This is a genomic window from Kitasatospora sp. NPDC057965 (assembly GCF_042887135.1).
Taxonomy (GTDB): domain Bacteria; phylum Actinomycetota; class Actinomycetes; order Streptomycetales; family Streptomycetaceae; genus Kitasatospora.
On the sequence record NZ_JBHVPZ010000004.1, the window covers coordinates 186,660 to 204,367 of the forward strand.

General features: G+C 74.0%; 18 protein-coding genes and 1 riboswitch. Of the genes, 9 read left to right on the top strand and 9 right to left on the bottom strand.

Annotated elements, in window-relative coordinates:
* Positions 1 to 418: 418 nt before the first annotated feature.
* The gene (locus tag ACFVVU_RS06670; RefSeq protein ID WP_387788613.1) at positions 419 to 715 is read right to left on the bottom strand and encodes a hypothetical protein; all 297 of its coding nucleotides are present in this window, start codon (positions 713 to 715) and stop codon (positions 419 to 421) included.
* A 96-nt stretch (positions 716 to 811) separates the two neighbouring features.
* Positions 812 to 2,644 carry a phosphomethylpyrimidine synthase ThiC gene (gene thiC, locus ACFVVU_RS06675; RefSeq protein ID WP_387788614.1) on the bottom strand — a complete coding sequence of 611 codons (1,833 nt, stop codon included), beginning with the start codon at positions 2,642 to 2,644 and terminating at the stop codon, positions 812 to 814.
* Positions 2,640 to 2,774: riboswitch (TPP riboswitch) on the bottom strand. It overlaps the preceding gene by 5 nt.
* Positions 2,775 to 2,936: 162 nt before the next feature.
* Here thiC and ACFVVU_RS06680 point away from each other — a divergent pair.
* The 7 genes from ACFVVU_RS06680 to ACFVVU_RS06710 all read left to right on the top strand — a co-directional run bounded on the left by ACFVVU_RS06680 (position 2,937) and on the right by ACFVVU_RS06710 (position 10,245).
* Positions 2,937 to 3,143, top strand: coding sequence for a hypothetical protein (locus ACFVVU_RS06680; RefSeq protein WP_350560485.1), 207 nt, complete (start codon positions 2,937 to 2,939; stop codon positions 3,141 to 3,143).
* Between the two features lie 125 nt (positions 3,144 to 3,268).
* Positions 3,269 to 4,771, top strand: coding sequence for a flotillin family protein (locus ACFVVU_RS06685; RefSeq protein WP_387788615.1), 1,503 nt, complete (start codon positions 3,269 to 3,271; stop codon positions 4,769 to 4,771).
* A gap of 78 nt (positions 4,772 to 4,849) precedes the next feature.
* The gene (locus ACFVVU_RS06690; RefSeq protein WP_387788616.1) at positions 4,850 to 5,863 is read left to right on the top strand and encodes a 3-oxoacyl-ACP synthase III family protein; all 1,014 of its coding nucleotides are present in this window, start codon (positions 4,850 to 4,852) and stop codon (positions 5,861 to 5,863) included.
* Positions 5,860 to 6,600 carry a glycosyltransferase family A protein gene (locus ACFVVU_RS06695; protein WP_380688313.1) on the top strand — a complete coding sequence of 247 codons (741 nt, stop codon included), beginning with the start codon at positions 5,860 to 5,862 and terminating at the stop codon, positions 6,598 to 6,600. The genes ACFVVU_RS06690 and ACFVVU_RS06695 overlap by 4 nt, the downstream gene beginning before the upstream one ends.
* 96 nt (positions 6,601 to 6,696) lie before the next feature.
* Positions 6,697 to 8,184, top strand: coding sequence for a class I adenylate-forming enzyme family protein (locus ACFVVU_RS06700; RefSeq protein ID WP_387788617.1), 1,488 nt, complete (start codon positions 6,697 to 6,699; stop codon positions 8,182 to 8,184).
* Positions 8,181 to 9,263, top strand: a complete 1,083-nt coding sequence (locus ACFVVU_RS06705; RefSeq protein WP_387788618.1) for a cytochrome P450 — start codon at positions 8,181 to 8,183, stop codon at positions 9,261 to 9,263. The genes ACFVVU_RS06700 and ACFVVU_RS06705 overlap by 4 nt, the downstream gene beginning before the upstream one ends.
* Before the next feature lie 76 nt (positions 9,264 to 9,339).
* Positions 9,340 to 10,245, top strand: coding sequence for an NAD-dependent epimerase/dehydratase family protein (locus tag ACFVVU_RS06710; protein ID WP_380715075.1), 906 nt, complete (start codon positions 9,340 to 9,342; stop codon positions 10,243 to 10,245).
* 57 nt (positions 10,246 to 10,302) lie between these two features.
* Here ACFVVU_RS06710 and ACFVVU_RS06715 read toward each other — a convergent pair whose 3' ends face one another.
* The 3 genes from ACFVVU_RS06715 to ACFVVU_RS06725 all read right to left on the bottom strand — a co-directional run bounded on the left by ACFVVU_RS06715 (position 10,303) and on the right by ACFVVU_RS06725 (position 11,783).
* A complete protein-coding gene (locus ACFVVU_RS06715; RefSeq protein ID WP_380684650.1) occupies positions 10,303 to 10,503 on the bottom strand; it encodes a DUF5326 family protein in 201 nt (66 codons plus the stop codon).
* Positions 10,504 to 10,757: 254 nt separating this feature from the next.
* Positions 10,758 to 11,429, bottom strand: a complete 672-nt coding sequence (tenA, locus tag ACFVVU_RS06720; protein WP_387788619.1) for a thiaminase II — start codon at positions 11,427 to 11,429, stop codon at positions 10,758 to 10,760.
* A gap of 36 nt (positions 11,430 to 11,465) precedes the next feature.
* Complete coding sequence (locus ACFVVU_RS06725; RefSeq protein WP_344338921.1) at positions 11,466 to 11,783, bottom strand: cupin domain-containing protein; 318 nt, start codon at positions 11,781 to 11,783, stop codon at positions 11,466 to 11,468.
* Positions 11,784 to 11,882: 99 nt separating this feature from the next.
* Here ACFVVU_RS06725 and ACFVVU_RS06730 point away from each other — a divergent pair, with 99 nt between their 5' ends.
* Positions 11,883 to 12,257, top strand: a complete 375-nt coding sequence (locus ACFVVU_RS06730) for a phage holin family protein (RefSeq protein WP_380684648.1) — start codon at positions 11,883 to 11,885, stop codon at positions 12,255 to 12,257.
* A gap of 96 nt (positions 12,258 to 12,353) precedes the next feature.
* On the opposite strand, the gene ACFVVU_RS06735 is transcribed toward ACFVVU_RS06730, so the two are convergent.
* Positions 12,354 to 12,773 (bottom strand): SsgA family sporulation/cell division regulator, encoded by a 420-nt coding sequence (locus ACFVVU_RS06735; RefSeq protein ID WP_380684647.1) that lies wholly within the window; start codon positions 12,771 to 12,773, stop codon positions 12,354 to 12,356.
* 215 nt (positions 12,774 to 12,988) lie between these two features.
* Positions 12,989 to 13,789 carry an IclR family transcriptional regulator gene (locus ACFVVU_RS06740; RefSeq protein ID WP_380684646.1) on the bottom strand — a complete coding sequence of 267 codons (801 nt, stop codon included), beginning with the start codon at positions 13,787 to 13,789 and terminating at the stop codon, positions 12,989 to 12,991.
* A gap of 328 nt (positions 13,790 to 14,117) precedes the next feature.
* Between ACFVVU_RS06740 and ACFVVU_RS06745 the strand changes: the two genes are divergently transcribed.
* Complete coding sequence (locus tag ACFVVU_RS06745; RefSeq protein ID WP_380684645.1) at positions 14,118 to 14,645, top strand: NUDIX domain-containing protein; 528 nt, start codon at positions 14,118 to 14,120, stop codon at positions 14,643 to 14,645.
* Between the two features lie 43 nt (positions 14,646 to 14,688).
* On the opposite strand, the gene ACFVVU_RS06750 is transcribed toward ACFVVU_RS06745, so the two are convergent.
* Together ACFVVU_RS06750 and ACFVVU_RS06755 are read right to left on the bottom strand one after the other, a co-directional pair.
* Positions 14,689 to 16,089 carry a globin domain-containing protein gene (locus ACFVVU_RS06750; RefSeq protein WP_380684644.1) on the bottom strand — a complete coding sequence of 467 codons (1,401 nt, stop codon included), beginning with the start codon at positions 16,087 to 16,089 and terminating at the stop codon, positions 14,689 to 14,691.
* Between the two features lie 300 nt (positions 16,090 to 16,389).
* A complete protein-coding gene (locus tag ACFVVU_RS06755) occupies positions 16,390 to 17,703 on the bottom strand; it encodes a dihydrolipoamide acetyltransferase family protein (RefSeq protein WP_387788693.1) in 1,314 nt (437 codons plus the stop codon).
* Between the last annotated feature and the right edge of the window lie 5 nt (positions 17,704 to 17,708).

The window sequence follows — 17,708 nt, forward strand, 5'->3', positions numbered from 1 at the left end:
CCGGCGAATTTGCGTCAGCGTGACGAAATGCCAAGGCTGGCCCTTCAGTGTTGGGATGAAACGGCCGAGTACCAGCGCATCCACGATGGGACCTGAGGCTTCCGAAGCGTGGGCGGCCCGCGACTCCCCCACAGTCGCGGGTCCGCCCTGCCAAGCTCTTGAAGGTCGGATCAGTCGGCGAGCAGGAGGTAGACCCGGTCGCCTTGCTCGGCGAACTCCCCGGACTCGGCCCGCAGCTAGCCAGGGCCTCGACGGCACACTTGGCGTTCACGGACTTGTCGCAGAAACCCAAAGCGCCGAATTCTGCCGCCTCGGGTCACGTTCATCCCCTATCAGACTTCATCTCCGAGCGATTCAAGCACGCGTCGAACCTGCTCCGAGGGATTCCTCATGGACGATATTTTCAAGGCCACTTCGCTCACCCGGTTGTCCCCTCCTCCAGCCAGTAGAGATAGACCCGCAGGTCCGTCGCAAGACCGCCAGCCATGTAGGACTCGTAGTCCCGGACCGCCTCCGCCACCCCTTGCTCTGCCCAGTCGATACTGGCCCAGTCGTGGTCGGAGAGGTACTGCGTGATCCGGCCTGTTCGGCAGGTGTCGGTCTCACCTCCGTAGAGGGGTCCGGAAACGTTGAGCCAGAGGCAGTCCTCCCAGCGGCCTCGGAACACTTCACGGTCCTCGCCGAGTACCGGCCCCGGGTCGAAGTAGAGCGTCACGGGCCGAACATAGGACGACGCCTTCCACCAAACACCGGGGGATCCTGAGCCGAGCGCCGTCCCGCGTCGGTCGGGACGGCGCTCGGGTGTGGTGTGTCAGTCCGCGAGAGGGAGGTAGACCTTGTTGCCGTGGGCCTTGAACTCCTCGGACATGGCCTGCATGCCGGCCTCGGCCTCGGCGTCGTAGCCGGACTCGACGGCGGTGGAGCCGTCGCCGTGCTCGTCGCGGATCTTCTGACTGATCTTCATCGAGCAGAACTTCGGGCCGCACATCGAGCAGAAGTGGGCGGTCTTGGCGGGCTCGGCGGGGAGGGTCTCGTCGTGGAAGGCGCGGGCCGTCTCCGGGTCGAGGGCCAGGTTGAACTGGTCCTCCCAGCGGAACTCGAAGCGGGCGTCGGAGAGGGCGTCGTCCCAGGCCTGGGCGCCGGGGTGGCCCTTGGCGAGGTCGGCGGCGTGGGCGGCGATCTTGTAGGTGATGACGCCGGTCTTCACGTCGTCGCGGTTGGGCAGGCCCAGGTGCTCCTTGGGGGTGACGTAACAGAGCATCGCGGTGCCCCACCAGGCGATCATCGCCGCGCCGATGCCCGAGGTGATGTGGTCGTAGCCGGGCGCGACGTCGGTGGTGAGCGGGCCCAGGGTGTAGAAGGGGGCCTCGTCGCAGATCTCCTTCTGGAGATCCATGTTCTCCTTGATCTTGTGCATCGGGACGTGGCCCGGGCCCTCGATCATCACCTGGACGTCCCTGGCGCGGGCGATCCGGCCCAGCTCGCCGAGGGTCTGCAGTTCGGCGAACTGGGCCTCGTCGTTGGCGTCGGCGATCGAGCCGGGGCGCAGGCCGTCACCGAGGGAGAAGGTGACGTCGTAGCGGGCGAGGATGTCGCAGAGTTCCTCGAAGTTGGTGTAGAGGAAGTTCTCCCGGTGGTGCGCCAGGCACCAGGCGGCCATGATCGAGCCGCCGCGCGAGACGATGCCGGTCTTGCGGCGGGCGGTCAGCGGCACGTAGCGCAGCAGCACGCCGGCGTGCACGGTCATGTAGTCGACGCCCTGCTCGCACTGCTCGATGATCGTGTCGCGGTAGACCTCCCAGCTCAGCTCCTCGGCCTTGCCGTCGACCTTCTCCAGCGCCTGGTAGAGCGGCACGGTGCCGATCGGCACGGGGGAGTTGCGCAGGATCCACTCGCGGGTGGTGTGGATGTTGCGGCCGGTGGAGAGGTCCATGACGGTGTCGGCCCCCCAGCGGGTGGCCCAGGTCATCTTCTCCACCTCCTCCTCGATCGAGGAGGTGACGGCGGAGTTGCCGATGTTGGCGTTGATCTTCACCAGGAAGTTGGTGCCGATGATCGCCGGCTCGACCTCGGGGTGGTTCACGTTGACCGGGATGACGGCGCGGCCGCGGGCGACCTCGTCGCGGACGAACTCGGGCGCCAGGCCCTCGCGCAGGGCGACGAACTCCATCTCGGGCGTGACGACGCCGCGCTTGGCGTACCCGAGCTGGGTGACGGCGGCTCCGTCGCGGCCGCGCAGCGGGCGGCGCGGGCGGCCGGGGAAGACCGCGTCGAGGTTGCGCAGGTCGCCGCCGCGCGGCGAGGTGTGGCGGATGCCGTCGTCCTCGGGGCGCGCCTCGCGGCCGTCGTACTCCTCGACGTCGCCGCGCTGACGGATCCAGGCCTCGCGCAGGGCGGGCAGGCCGCGCCGCACGTCGGGCTCGTAGTCCGGGTCGGTGTACGGCCCGGAGGTGTCGTACAGCGGGACGGTCTTCCCGTTGGTGAGCACGACCTCGCGGTACGGCACGCGCAGATCGGGGCGGGACCCCTCGCGGTGGGCCTTGCGCCAGGCCGGGGCCGGGTAGCCGCTGCCCGCGCTGGTGACGGCGCCCTCGGGGCCGGACCGGGGCCGGGCAGACTGCGGCTGTGCCTCAAAGCTGGTCATCGGACCTCAAACTCCCTACGCCGGCATTACCCGGTCAGGTTCCTGCGGTCGACGCAGCCGCCGGTCCGTCCGTCGACGTCCCGTTCAGCGCCCTCTCAGCCCGGTGCTCCGAGCTCCCGCGTCCGCAGGCGGTGTTGCCCGCGCATGACGTCCAACACCGTAGCGAGCCGATCGCCGGAGGTCCAGAGCGGGTCCGGGAGGGGGAACGTCGAGGTCCGGACGGTGAACGGGGGGCGCGTAGCCGCCGCTGCGGGCAGACTGGCTCCGTAGCGGACGAGGCGAGGAGGCCGGCGTGGTCGGGAGCACGGGGCGGGTCACCGGGGCGGTTGGCGCGGGGCTGGTCGGCGAGGTGATGGTGCACGTGCCGGAGCGTCAGGGCACCGAGGCGTTCCTCGCCTACCTGGCGGTGCCGGGCGAGCGACTGACGGTCGGCACACCGGTGGTGGTGATCGAGTACCAGCCGCCGAGGACGGTGTACGTGGCGCCGATCGGGCCGTGACACGCCGATGACCCTCCGGTGACGACCTTGTGACGGCCAGTCATGTCACTTCCCTTTCCCCCGGATCGGCCGGGGCGGACAATCCGACTCGGCGCATCTCCTGCGCTCGAAGGGGGAGTTGAACCATGGGACTCATCATCGCCGGGGCAGCCGTCGCGGCACTGATCATCGGGGTCACGCTCTTCAAACTCATGTGGCGGGTGGCCGAGCCGAACGAGGCGCTCATCATCTCCGGCTCCCGGCACCGCACCGAGGGGGTCGGCGACGGTCTGGGCTTCCGGATCGTCACCGGGCGCGGCACCCTCGTCACCCCCGGCCTGCAGGGGGTCCGGCGGCTCTCGCTGGACCTCAACGAGGCGGAACTGAACGTCGAGTGCGTCACCACGCAGGGCATCCCGGTCCGGGTGAAGGGCGTGGTGATCTTCAAGGTCGGCGACGACGACGTCTCGATCGCCAACGCCGCCCGCCGTTTCCTGGACCAGCAGAAGCTGATCAGCCAGCGCGTGCACAACGTCTTCGCCGGCCACCTGCGCTCGATCGTCGGCGGGCTCACCGTCGAGGACATGATCCGCGACCGCGAGCGGCTCACCGGCGAGACCCGGGCCGCCTCCGGGCTGGAGATGGAGAAGCTCGGGCTGATCATCGACACCCTGCAGATCCAGGAGATCATCGACCCGACCGGCTACATCAAGAACCTCGCCATCCCGCACGCCGCCGCCGTCCAGCGGGACGCCAGGATCGCCCAGGCCGAGGCGGACCGGCTGGCCACCGAGGCCGAGCAGGAGGCGGCCGCCCGCAAGGCCGAGGCGACCCGCAACAGCGAGATCCAGCAGTCCTCGTACCAGGCCGAGATGGACACCGCCACCGCCCGCGCCCGACAGGCCGGACCGCTGGCCGACGCCGCCGCCCGGCAGCAGGTGGTGGTCCAGGAGACCCGGGTCGCCGAGTTGGAGGCACAGCGCAAGGAGCAGCAGCTGCAGATCGACGTGCGCAAACCCGCCGACGCCCGCGCGTACGACACCCGCACCAGCGCGGAGGCGGCCCGCGACGCGCGGATCTCGGCCGCGCAGGCGCAGGCCCGGGAGACCGAGCTGGCGGCGACCGCCGAGGCCAGCCGGGTGCGGGTCGCGGCCGAGGCGGACGCCGAGGCCACCCGGGTGCGCGGCCTGGCACAGGCCGAGGCGACCACCGCGACCGGACAGGCGGAGGCGTCCGCCGCCGAGGCGCGCGGTCTGGCCGACGCCGCGGCGGCGCGGGCGATCGGACTGGCCCGGGCGGAGGGCATCAAGGCCCGCGCCACCGCCCTCGCCGAGAACCAGGACGCCGTGGTGGCACAGGAGTTGGCGGAGCAGTGGCCGCAGATCGTGCGGGCCGCCGCGGAGTCCTTCGGCAACGTCGAGCACATGGTGCTGCTCAACGGGGCCGACGGGATGGGCGAGTTGTTCGCCAAGGCGCTGGCGATGGGCGGCACCGGGCTCGGACTGGCCCGCCAGCTGCTGTCCACCGTCGGCCCGGACGGCGCCGCCGCCCCGGCGACCGCCGCTCCGACGGCCGTCCCGGTTCCGGTGGACGCGGTGCCCGTGCCGGTGGACGCGGTGCCGGTGGACGCGATCCCCGAGGAGGACTGAGCGGTTGGGTAGCCCGGTCCGCCCGCCTGAGTACCCGTACTCAGGCGGGCGCGGCCGGGCTCGCCGGACGATGGGGCCATGCAACCAGCAGCCATCGCGCGGATCGGCATCACCGCCGCCGGAGCCCAGCTCCCCGCCCGCCGACTGACCTCCCGGCAACTCCAGGACGAGATCACCGCCGGCGGCCGGCTGTGCCTGCCGGAGCGGACCCTGGAGAAGGCCACCGGCATCCTCACCCGGTACTTCGCCGCCGACGGCGAGTACGCCTCCACGCTGGCCGTCGGCGCCGCCCGGCGCGCCCTGGACGCCCGTGGGCTGCACCCGCTCGACGTCGACCTGCTGCTCTTCGCCTCCGCCACCCGGGACGTCGCCGAGCCCGCCACCGCCCACCTCGTGCAGGCCGAACTCGGTTCCCGTGCCCACGCGTTCGACGTCAGCAACGCCTGCAACAGCTTCCTCAACGGCATCGACCTGGCCCGCGCGATGATCCTGGCCGGCCGGGCCCGCCGGGCCCTGGTGGTCACCGGCGAGACGCCCAGCCGGGCGATGCGCCGAGACCCGGGCGGGGCGGAGGAGTTCCGCGACGGCTTCGCCGGCTACACCTTCGGCGACGCGGGCGCCGCCGTGGTCGTCGAGGCCGTCGAGCGCGGCGGCATCCTGGACGTCGAGACCGAGACCGCCTCCGAGCACTGGCGGATCGGCGGCATCCCCGGCGGCGGCTCGCGCCACCCGCGCGGCGACGAGTACAGCTACTTCCGGGGCGGCGGAAAGGAGTTGCGCGGGGTCTTCGAGAAGATCGGGCTGGACATCCTGGCCCGGGTGGCCGCCCGCACCGGCCTCGGCTGGGACGACTACGCCCGGGTGCTGGTGCACCAGGTGACCGTCCCCTACCTGGAGCGGTTCGTCGAGGCCACCGGGGTGCCGGAGGAGAAGCTGGTGGTCACCGTGCCCGAGCTCGGCAATGTCGCCAGCGCCACGATAGGAATCCAACTCGACCGAATACGAGGTGAGTTGACGCCTGGCGACAAGGTGCTGATGCTCGGCCTCGGCGGCGGCGTCAGCCTGATGACGATGGTCTGGGAGGCGTCGTGACCGCGCTGTGGGTGATCGTCCCCGCCTACCGGGAGGAGGCCCGGATCGGCGGCACCCTGGCCGCCCTCGCCGCCCAGCGGGACCGGGACTTCACGCTGCTGGTCGCCGACAACGGCTCCACCGACGGCACCGTGGCGGCCGTGCGCGCCTTCGCCGCCCACGCGCCGTTCCCGGTCGAGGTGCTGGTCGAACCGGAGAAGGGCGTCGGCTCCGCCGTCGACACCGCGTTCCGGCACGCCATCGCGCACGGCGCCACCCTGCTCGCCCGCACCGACGCCGACTGCCTGCCCGAGCCCGGCTGGACGGCCGCCGCCCGGGCCGCGATGCTCGGCGGCGGCGGGCTGGTCTGCGGCCGGGTCACCGCCCGCCGGGACGAGCACGGGCCCGCCGGGCGCGCCGTCTTCCTGGTGCTGGTCGCGCTCGGGGCGTTCTTCGGCCGGATCCGGCCCGCGCACCGGCGCCGGCACGGCTACCTCACCCGGTACCGGATGCACGCGGGCAACAACATGGCGATCACCGCCGAGCTGTACCAGGCGGTCGGCGGCATGCCGCGCCGGCCCTCGCCGACCGACCGGACATTCATCAACCGGGTCCGCCGGCACACCACCGCGATCGTCCACCGCCGCGACATGGTGGTGCAGAACTCGACCCGGCGGATCCGCGCGTACGGGGTGGTCGGCACCGCCCGCTGGTACCTGGAGCGCGGTGCCGGCGCCCGCGCCGTCGACGTCCGCTGACCGTTGCCCGCTGCCCGCAAAAACGGCCTCCCAAAAACGGCCCACCGAAACCCGACCACCGAAACCCGACCACCCGCCGAAACCCGAGGACAGCCCGTGCTCGACCGGCTCGCCCACGCCCTGCGCACCGTCCACCCCGACCGCCCCGCCGTCCTGCGCCACACCCGGCTGGGCACCACCCGGGTCCGGATCCGCCGCGGCGAACTCGCCGACCTCGCCGACAACTACGCCGTCGCCCTGAACGCCCGCGGCCTCGGCGAGGGCACCACCCTGGGCGTCGCCGTCCGCCCCGGCCCGCGCGCCCTCGCCGTGCTGATGGCCGCGCACCGGCTCGGCCTGCGCACCGCCGTCCTCGACCCCACCGCGGGCCCCGACGTCCTGGCCGCCCGGCTCGCCCTGGCCCGGCCCGACCTGGTGCTCGCCGACGCCGCCGCCCAGGCGGTGGCCGGCTGGGCCGGGCCGCTCGCCCGCCGCGCCGACCTCGCGCTGCCCCCGCTGGGCACCCTCGGCCCGGTCGCCACCCTGGGACGCCGGCTGCCCGGCTGCGCGCCCCGGCTGCACACCAACCCCTTCGGCGCGTCGGTGCCGAGGGTCCCCGGACACGACACGCCCGGGAACGACGCCGACGCCGTGATCGTCTTCACCTCCGGCACCACCGCCCGCCCGCGCGCCGTGGTGCACTCCCGCAACGGCCTGGCCGCCGGGCTGAGCACCGTCACCGAACTGGTCGACCCGCGCCCCGGCACGGTGGTGCTGGGCGGCACCTTCTTCGTGCTGGTCCCGGCGCTCACCGCCGGCGCCGCCGTCGCCCTCCCGGCCCGCGAAGCCGCCGCGCTGGCCCGCCAGCTCGACCGGCTCGCCCCGGCCCACAGCTACCTCACCCCGCCGCAACTGCGCGCCGCGCTCGCCGCCGGGGCCCGCTTCACCGGCCGGGTCTGGACCGGTTCGGCGCCCGCCGACGCGGCCCTGCTGCGCCGGGTCAAGCAGGCCGGGGCCGAGCAGGCCTGGGGCGTCTACGCGCTCACCGAGCTGTTCCCGGCGGCGGCCGTCGAGGAGGCCGAGAAGAGCGCCTTCACCGGTCCCGGCGACCTGGTCGGCGCGCCGCTGCCGGGGATCCGCACCGCGCTCGGCGAGGCCGGCGAACTGCTGCTCACCGGCCCCGGCGCCCGCCACCGCCACCTCGGCGAGGAGCCCGAGCCCTGGGTGCGCACCGGCGACCGCGCCACGCTCGCCCCGGACGGCCGGATCGTGCTCGCCGGCCGGCTCAAGGACATGGTGCTGCGCCGAGCCGAGAACATCTACCCCGGCCTGTACGAGCCCGCCCTGCACCTGCCGGGCGTCGAACTCGCGGTGCTGGTCGGCGTCCCGGACGGACAGGGCGACGAGCGGCTGGTCGCGCTCGTCCAGCCCTCGCCCGGCACCGACCCCCGGCGGCTGCGCGGCGCGCTGGCCGGTCCGCTGGACCGGATGGGCTCGGCCCGCCCGGACGCCCTGCTGTTCGGCGAGGTGCCGCTGGCCGGCCGCTCCCGCAAGCCCGACCGGGCGGCCGCCTCGGCCTACTGCGCACGGGAGTTGGCGACATGACCGGCGCGAGAGGCCCGGCCCTGCACCCCGGGGCCCGGCGCCGGGACCGCCGGGTCTATCTGCGCAGCCACCCGCTGCTGTTCGCACTGCTCGCCGCCACCCGCCGCCGCCCGGTGGCCCGGCTCGGCCGCACGGTGCTGGTGCACGGCGCCGAGGCCTACCGTGAGGCGCTCACCCGGATCCCGCTGGACCGCACCGCGCCCGGCACCACCGGCGGCGCGGCGGCCGAACTCGCCCACGGCGGCGTGCTGTTCGACCAGGAGGGTGCCGATCACCGCTCCGCGCGAAGGGAGTTGGCCGCCGCGCTGGACGCATCGGCGGTGGAACGGCTGCGCCCGCACTGGCAGGCGGTGCTCGCCGCCCGGGTCCCCGCGCTCGTCACCGGCGATCTGGAACTCGTCGCCCTGGCACGCGAGTTGGCCGGAGTGACGGCCGCCGGGCTGACCGGCGCGAGCGGCTGCCCGCACACCCTGGCCCGCGCCGCCACCGAGGCCGCGGCGGCCACCGCCCGCGACCACCTGCCCGGCCCCCGCCCACGCGCCGCCGCCCGGACGGCCGCCGTCCGCGCCGCCGAACTCGCCGCGCTGCTGCCCGCCCCCCGGGACGCGATGGTCGCGGTGGCCGCCGTCAACACCACGGTCGCCGCGCTCCCCCGGGCCGCCGCCTGGTGCGCCGACGCCGGTCTCTGGCCCTCGGTGGACGCCGCCGGCGCGCCCGCGCTGGCCGCCGAACTGCTCCGGCTCACCGCCCCCTCGCCGCTGCTCCCCCGGGTGGCCGCCGCCGACGCCGAACTGGCCGGCCGGACCGTGCGCGGGGGCGACCGGCTGATCCTGGTCGCCCGGCACGCCGCCGGCGCGCACCGCCGCGGACCGTCCCCCGGACCCGCCGCCACCCAGGCGGTCTTCGGCGCCGGCCCGCACGCCTGCCCCGGCGCCGGGGTGGCCCGCGCCCTGCTCGCCGACCTGCTGCTCGCGCTCGCGCCGTACGCCCCCGTGGTCACCGCGGCCCGGGCCGACCGCCGGGCCGCCCTGCCCGGCTGGGCCGTGCTCACCGTGCGCGCCACCCGCACCCCCGCCTGAACCCCGCGCCCCCGGCCGAACCACCCCGAGCGCCCGGACCACCCGATCCATCCCGCACCACCCGAGGAGACCTCCGATGCGGATCGCCGTCACCGGCGCGAGCGGCTTCTGCGGCTCACACGTCGTCCGGGCCGCCGTCGCGGCCGGCCACGAGGTGCTCTGCTACGGCCGCCGCCCCGGCCCGGCCGGCCGTCACGTCCCCTGGGACGCCACCGCCGGGCGGCCGGACTTCGGCGGCGCCGACGCGATCGTGCACTGTGCCGCCGCCGTCGCCGACCTGCCCCCGGGGGCCGGGGCCGAGGCCGCCCAGCACGCCGTCAACGTCACCGGCACCGAGCACCTGCTGCGCGCCGCCGGGGACCGGCCGCTCGCCTGGGTCTCCAGCGCCAGCGTCTACGACCCCCGGCCGGTGCGCACGGCCGTCCAGGAACACCACCCCACCGAGGCCGGCCACCTCAACGCGTACGGCCGCACCAAGGCCGCCGGGGAACGGCTCGCGCTGGCGGCGGGCGCCGTGGTGCTGCGCCCGCGCGCCGTCTACGGCCCGGGCGACCCGCACCTGGTGCCCCGGCTGCTGGCGCGGGTGCGGCACGGCCGGCTGCTGCTGCCCGGCGGCGACGTCCGGCTCAGCCTCACCGCCGTGCAGAACCTCGCCGACGCCTGCCTGTCCGCGGTCGGCGCGGGCCGCACCGGTGAGCGCCCGTGGACGCCGGTCGCCTACAACATCGCCGATGCCCGGCCCTACCGGCGCGACGCGGTGGTGCGCGCGGTGCTGGCCGCGCACGGGGTGGACGCCCGGATCCACCACGTCCCCGCCCCGCTGGCCCGGCTGGCCGCCCGGACCGGACGGCTGCCCGGCCTCACCCCGTACGCGGTGGACCAGCTCTCCCGCGACGTGGTGCTGGACCTCTCCCGCGCCCGCTCCCAGGGCTGGCGACCGCACCGGGACCTCGACGCCTTCCTGCGCGAGACCACCGCCTGAGGAAACGCCCGGCGCCCGCGTCCCCCACGGGGGCGCGGGCGCCGGGCCACGATTCCGCTAGTTCTTGGCGGCCTTCTTCACCAGGACCACCACGGCGGCGGCGATGCCGACCACCACCAGCGCCTTGACGGCGAAGGCCAGCAGCGCGCCGACCACGCCGAAGACGAACATCAGCAGGTTCCAGACCAGCACCAGTACCAGCACCGGCACGACGATGTTCCGCACCCACGAGGGCAGCGACTTCCAGAGCTCAGCCATGTCCGTTCCTTCTCTCCCCAAGGGGTCGGCTGCCGTCCCGGTGCCGCATCCCGTTCGCTTTCGGTACTTCGATCGTACGGTGACGCGAGGGACGGAACGAGGCCCAACGGCCCCGAGAGAACCCGGAGATCCCCCCGACCCCGGACCTCGGGTGAACCCCCGCCCCGACCTCGGGGAACGTCCCCGACCCGACCCCCGGCACGTTCCCCGGGACAGTGCCCGGCACGGTCCCCCGCACGGCCCCGCGGCAGTGCTCAGACCGGCCAGCTCTCCCCGCGCCAGGCGGCGTCCCAGAACATCCACTCGTAGCGCGAGGTGGTGACGAAGTGCTCGGTCACCCGGCGCCGTTCGGCGGGGGAGATCTCCTCACCGAGCCGGTCGGTCAGCGCCAGCACCCGCCGCACCACCGACTGGAACGCCTCGTCGCCGTAGGTGGCGATCCACTTGGCGTACAGCGGGTCGGGGGAGCCCTCGGCGAGCAGCCGCTCGCCGACCCGGGCGTAGATCCAGTAGCAGGGCAGCACCGCGCCGACCGCCTCCGCGAAGGAGCCGCCGTACACGGTGGCGAGCAGGTAACTGGTGTACGCGCGGGTGGTCGGCAGCACCGGCTCGGCGGCGGCGCCCTCGGCGGTGTCGCCGAAGGCGTCCAGGAACTCGGCGTGCATCCCCTGCTCGGCGGCCAGCGCGCCGATCGCGTCGTCCGCGAAGGCCCGCACCTCCTCCTCACCGGGCGCCTTGGCCGCGCAGACGGCCAGCGCCCGGGCGTAGTCGCGCAGGTAGTGCGAGTCCTGGACGACGAAGTGGCGGAACGCCTCCCGCGGCAGGGTGCCGTCGGTCAGGCCGGCGAGGAAGGGGTGGGCGAGGATCTCGGCGTAGACCGGCTCGATCGCCGCCCAGAGTTCTTCGGTCAGGCTCAGGCTGCTCATGCCCCGACCCTAACCGGAGGTCCACCGCGCCCGGGTTCAGTCCTCCGGCGGCGAGAAGACCACCAGCACCCGCAGTTCCTCGGTGATGTGGTGGAAGCGGTGCGGCGTCCCGGCCGGGACGTAGACGACGGTGCCCCGGCCCACCGTCGCGGTCTCGTCCCCGACGGTCAGTTCGGCCCGGCCGCTGATCACCTGGTAGATCTCGTCCTGGGCGTGCGCGGTCTGGGTGTCGGTGTCGCCGGGGGAGAGCGCGTACAGGCCGGCGGACATCCGCGGCTCGCGCAGGAAGCGCAGGTACGCACCGTCGTTGGCGGCGCGTTCGGCGTCCAGGCGGTCCAGCCGGAACAGCTTCATCGGGGCACCCTCCTCGTGCGGCCTCGGGTCACCGGCATTCAACACCACCGTGCCGAACGGAACCTCGCCTCCCCTTGACCGACCTGGGACGCTGGCCCCATGAAGGGTTTCGTCATCAAGACACTGATCAACGCGGCGGCCATCTGGGTCGCCGCCTGGATCGTCTCCGGGATCACGCTCACCGGGGACGACTGGCAGCACAAGACGCTCACGGTGCTCGCCGTGGCGCTGGTGTTCGGCGTGGTCAACTGGCTGATCAAGCCGGTGGTGCAGCTGTTCTCGCTCCCCCTGTTCATCCTCACCCTGGGCCTGTTCACCTTCGTGGTGAACGCGCTGATGCTCTGGCTGACCTCCTGGGCCTCGGACAAGCTCGACCTGGACTTCCACGTCGACGGGTTCTGGTCCGCCCTGTTCGGCGCGCTGATCGTCAGCCTGGTGTCCTGGGGCCTCAGCCTCGCCCTCGACGAGGACTGAGCGGCATCCGTGCCGGCCCGTGCGGAAGGGGCCCGTACCCGGTGAACCACCCGGGTACGGGCCCCTTTCGATGCGCGTGCCGCGTCCTCCGGCGGCTCACCCGGCGTTCTCGTGCAGGATCAGCGCGAGCTGGGCGTCGAGGTCCCCGGCCGCGGCCTCCTCGCCGATCGGCACCAGCCGGTCGGTGCGCGCCAGGAAGGCGATCAGCGGCGGCGCGGCGCCGCACAGCACGGCGTCGCCCTCGGGGGAGCGCAGCACCAGACAGACCTCGCCCAGCTCCCCGCCCACCGGGTGGATGTGCACATCGCCCTCGCCGGACGGCCGGGCCAGCCCGTCGAGCAGCAGGTCGCGGGCGAAGACCCAGGTGACCGGCTCGTCGCCGGGCAGGTGGAAGGTGAAGCCGACCGCGTAGGGGTCGGCGGGGTCGTAGTCGAGGTCGACCACGATGCTGAGGGTGAACTCGGACGAGACCACGAGGTTCATGGTCAGGTGGCCCTGGACTGTGCTGTGCTGCATGGCACCGACACCTCTCGTTGTGCCCGGCCGCGCGTGGGTGAGGGTTCGCGGGTACCGGACAGGGCTGTTGGCTGACGGGGGAGGGATTTGCGTGCGCTACGTCCGACCTTCATCGTCCCCGTTTGCGGACGTAGTGGACAAGATGTGCTTTTTCAAATGGTGAACGAGCGGGATTGACCGGCCCGGTCCCGGGCCGGCCCGGCCCGCCGGGGCGGTCAGAGTACGAACGACGGTGTCATCGCTCCGACGCTGCGCCGCAGTTGGCCCGCGACCGCGGCGAGCCGGTCGGCCTGCTCGACCGGCAGCGAGAGGGCCATCGTGGCCACCACCGAGCCCACGGTGATCGGCACGGCCGCACAGACGGTGCCGATCGCGTACTCCTGCCGCTCGACCACCGGCATGGTGTGCCGGACCCCGGCGATCCGGCGCAGCACGGCCGACTCGTCGACGAGCGTGGACGGGGTGAGGCCCACCGGAGGGTGGCGGGCGAGGTGGTCGCGCCGGGCCTCCTCGGGGAGCTGGCTCAGCAGGCACTGGCCGATCGCGTGGGCGTGGGCGGTGGCCCGGAAGTCGGCCCACGGTTCGACGGCCGCCTGGTGGGCGCCGTCGACGGAGTCCACCACGGTGACCTCGCCGTCCTGGTAGAGGGCGAAGTAGACGGCCGCGCCGAGTTCCTCGCTTAACCGCTCCATCCGCTCCCGCAGCCCGTGCCGCTCGCTCTGCCGGTCGTCGGCCCGGACGATGGCGTCGACCGCCTCGCCGTAGAAGAAGCGCCCGTCGGCCCGCCGCAGGTAGCCCTCGTGGGCCAGGGTGCGCAGCAGGTGGTACGCGGTGCCGAGCGGCAGGCCGGCGGCGCGGGCGAGCTGCTTGGCGGTGGCCCCGTGACGGAACCCGCCGACGGCCTCCAGCAGGCGCAGCGCCCGCTGGACGGAGGAGATCAGGGTGGGCTGCCGCTCCAGGCGCGAGGTCCGCGCCGGCCGCGCCGGTGTCGACGTGCGCTCCGCGATCCGATCCATGGCCACAGCCAGCCCCCAGCCCGAGACATGACACAGAAGAGCATGCGGAGTGAATCACTCCGATTCGCCCGATAGTGGCCCATTGCAGCACAGGCGCGGCAAGGTGGCAATGACTCTCACACGATTCAATCGGTAAAATCCTTTGAATCAAAGGTCATCTGATCGCAAAATCTAACTTTCAAAGAGCCGTTTAACGTTCATCTTTGCTATCCAAGATCTTTCGTCACTACGAACCGATCACGGACGGACGCACCCGTGGGCGGGCCGCGTTTCGGGGGTACCGGGCCGCGGGAGACTCCCGCACAACGCTCCAGCCCCGGAGGTCGCCATGCGCACCCCGCCCCGCCCCGTCGTCAAGCGCACCGCCCGGGCGATCCTGCTGGAGGTCGACCCGAACGACCCGTACGGACCGGCCTCGCTGGTACTGATCAAGCGCACCCGGCCGGGTTCCCCGCATCCGTACTGGCTCACCCCCGGCGGCGGCGTCGAGCGCGACGACCGGACCGTGGTGGACGCCCTGCACCGCGAGGTGGACGAGGAGCTCGGCGGCAAGGTGGTCGACGTGGTCCCCGCCTTCGTGGACACCATCAGCCACACCCACCACGACGACGGCACCCTGCTCCACCCGCACGGGGTGAAGGTCCAGCACTTCTTCGTCTGCCGGCTCGCCTCGATGGACCTCGACCGCCGGCACGGCCCCGAGGTCGACGAGCCCAACGGCGACTACGACGTGGTCCGGGTGCCCTTCACCCGTGAAGGCGTCACCGCGGTCAACGTGGTGCCGCCGAGCCTTCGGGCCTACCTGGCCGCCAACATCGAGGGCATCCGCGCCCTGCTCGCCCCCGACCTCGGCTGACGCCGGTCGCCTCGCCGGGCTGCGATCGGCGCGTGCGGCCCACTCACCTCGCGGCCAGGTCGTGCCGGATCCGCTCCACCGGCAGACCGGCCCGCAGCAGCACCCCGCTCGTCCGCCGGACCATCGCGGGCGGCCCGGCGAGGCAGGCCGTCCGTCCGGTCCACGGCCCGAACCGGGCCACCGCCTCCGGGAGTTCACCCGCCAGCAGACCCGCCGCGGCCGACTCGGCCGTCCCGGACCCCGGGCCGGACAGCACCGGGCGGACCGCCAGCCAGCGGTGCCGCCGCGCCAACTCCCGCAGCCCGTCCAGTTCGTACAGCTCGCCGGCGCGCCGGGCGCCGTAGAACAGCTCCACCGAGCGGCCCGCCGCGCCGTACCCGGCCGCCTCCTCGACCAGCGCCCGCAGCGGCGCGATCCCGGTGCCGCCGCCCACCAGCAGCAGGTCGGCGCCGTCGGCGTGGTCCAGGGTCATCCCGCCGGCCGCCGGGCCGAGCCGCAGGACGTCCCCCGGCGCGGCCCGGTGCACCAGCGCGTTGCTCACCCAGCCCGCCGGCACCGCCTTGACGTGGAAGGTCAGCAAGCCGTCCGGCCGGGGCGCGGAGGCGAACGAGTAGTGCCGCCAGACCCGCGGCCACCAGGGCGTCTCCAGGCTGGTGTACTGCCCGGCCCGGTACGGGTAGGCCTGGTCGGGGCGAACGGTGAGCACCGCGACGTCCGGGGTGCGGCGCTCATGGGCGACCACCTCGCCCTGCCACCAGGGCGGCGAGCTGCGGGCGTCCTCCTCGGCGGCCTCGATCATGATCGAGGAGACCAGCCGGTAGACCCGGCGCCAGGCCAGTTCGGTCTCGGCGGTCCACCGGCTGCCCGTGTACCTGGCCAGGGTGGCCACCAGGCACTCGCCGACCGGACCGTAGTGGCCGGTCAGTGTGCCGTACCGGCGGTGGACGCAGCCCAGCGCGCGCAGCTGGGTGCGCAGTCCCTCCGGGTCACCGGCGCCGCGGGCGGCCATCAGCAGGGCGCGGAACAGGCGGTCGCGCTGGACGTCCATGGCGGCCGGGAAGAGCGCCCGGATCTCCGGGTGGCCGAGGAAGACCAGCGCGTAGAAGTGCGCGGTGGCCCGGTCGGCGACCGGCTCGACGACCGCCAGGCTGGTCCGGATCAGTTCCAGGTCCCGGGCGGTGGGGGGCAGTTCGGCCGAGGTACGGGGGTCCGGTGCGGGCGGCAGCGGGGCCGGCGGCACCGGGGCGAGGGGCGGGACGGCCCAGTTGAGACCGGGGGCGCTGGTGAACAGCGGCTCGATCACCGGAGCCGGCGCGGCGGCGTCCGGACGGCTCGGCGCGGGCACGGCGGGCGGCCGGACCGGCATCGGCGGCACGGCCGTCGGCACGACCGGCGGGGTGACCGGGGCCGCGGCCGGCGGCAGGTCCGGGGGGTCCGACGGCATCGGCGGGACGGCCGAGGCCGCCGCCGAGCCGTGCCCGGTCCGGACCAGGAGTGTCCTGCGGGATTTCACCGCAACGTTTCGTGTACCCAAGAGAATCGTTTCGCCTCCGGCCGGCCTTCGCCACCACCTGGCTTGTCTCGATTGACGCCCAGGAAGCGTGACACGCCCGGAGTGCTCATCCCACGAATCGCGCGAAGCCCGGACACCCGCCCCCGGGACGCGCTACTCTCCCCCGCCCCGGGTCGCCCCGGGTGGCGACTCCACCACCCGGGGCGGCCCTGCCCGACCCGCCCGACCCGCTCAGAGCTGCCGCAGCAGCAGGCCCGGCTGCTCGACGCAGTCCGCGACGAAGCGCAGGAACCCGCCCGCGGTACCGCCGTCACAGACCCGGTGGTCGAAGGTGAACGACAGCTGGGTCACCTCGCGCACCGCCAACTCTCCCTGGTGGACCCAGGGTTTGGCGACGATCCGGCCGACCCCGAGCATCGCCGCCTCCGGGTGGTTGAGGATCGGGGTGGAGCCGTCCACCCCGAACACCCCGTAGTTGTTCAGGGTGAACGTGCCACCGGTCAGCTCGGCCGGGGCGATCGACCCGGTCCGCGCCGCCTCGGTCAACCGGCCCAACTCGACGCCGAGTTGCTCGGTGGTGAGGCGCTGCGCGTCCCGCACCACCGGGACGACCAGCCCGCGCTCGCCCTGGGCCGCGAAGCCCAGGTGCACCGACGGGTGCCGCCGGATCCCCGAACCGTCCTCGGTGACACTGGAGTTGAGTTCGGGGAAGCGCTCCAGCGCGACGGTGCAGATCCGGGCGAGCAGCGCCGGCACGCTCACCTTCGGCCCCGGCGCGGCGTTCAACTGCCGGCGCAGAGCCATGAGTTCGGTGGCATCGACATCCACCCAGCAGGTCGCGGCGGGGATCTCCCGGTGGCTGCGGCCGAGCTTCTCGGCCACCGCCTTGCGCAGCCCGCGCAGCGGAACGACCTCCCCGACGGCGGACGGCGCGGACGGCGCCGGCGCGACGGCGGGCGCGGCGGCGGGCCCGGCGACCTTCGCCGCGACCGCCCGTTCGACGTCCGCCCGCATGATCAGCCCCTCCGGCCCGCTGCCGGTGACCGCCGCCAGGTCGACACCCTGCTCCCGGGCCAGCCGCCGCACCAGCGGCGAGATCACCGCCGGCACGGCCGACCCCCGCACGGCAGCCGGGGCAGCCGGGGCAACGGGAGCGGCCTGGACAGCGGGAGCGACCGGAGCCGCCACCGCGGTCCCGCCGCCGACCCGTCGCCGCCGTCCGCCCCGCGCCGTTTCGGCGATCCCGTACCCGACCAGCGGCCGCTCCACCTCCGCCGCGAGCGGCTTCTCGCCCTCGCCCGGCGACACCGCGACCGTCACCAGCGGCGCGCCGACCGCGACCTCCTGGCCCACCTCGCCGAACAGCGCCGTCACCACCCCGCCGTACGGGCAGGGCACCTCCACCACCGCCTTGGCGGTCTCCACCTCCACCACCGGCTGATCGACCGCGATCACCTCGCCGACCTCGACCAGCCAGCGCACCACCTCCGCCTCGGTGAGTCCCTCACCGAGGTCGGGCAGGGTGAACTCGCGCACGACGGGCATCATCC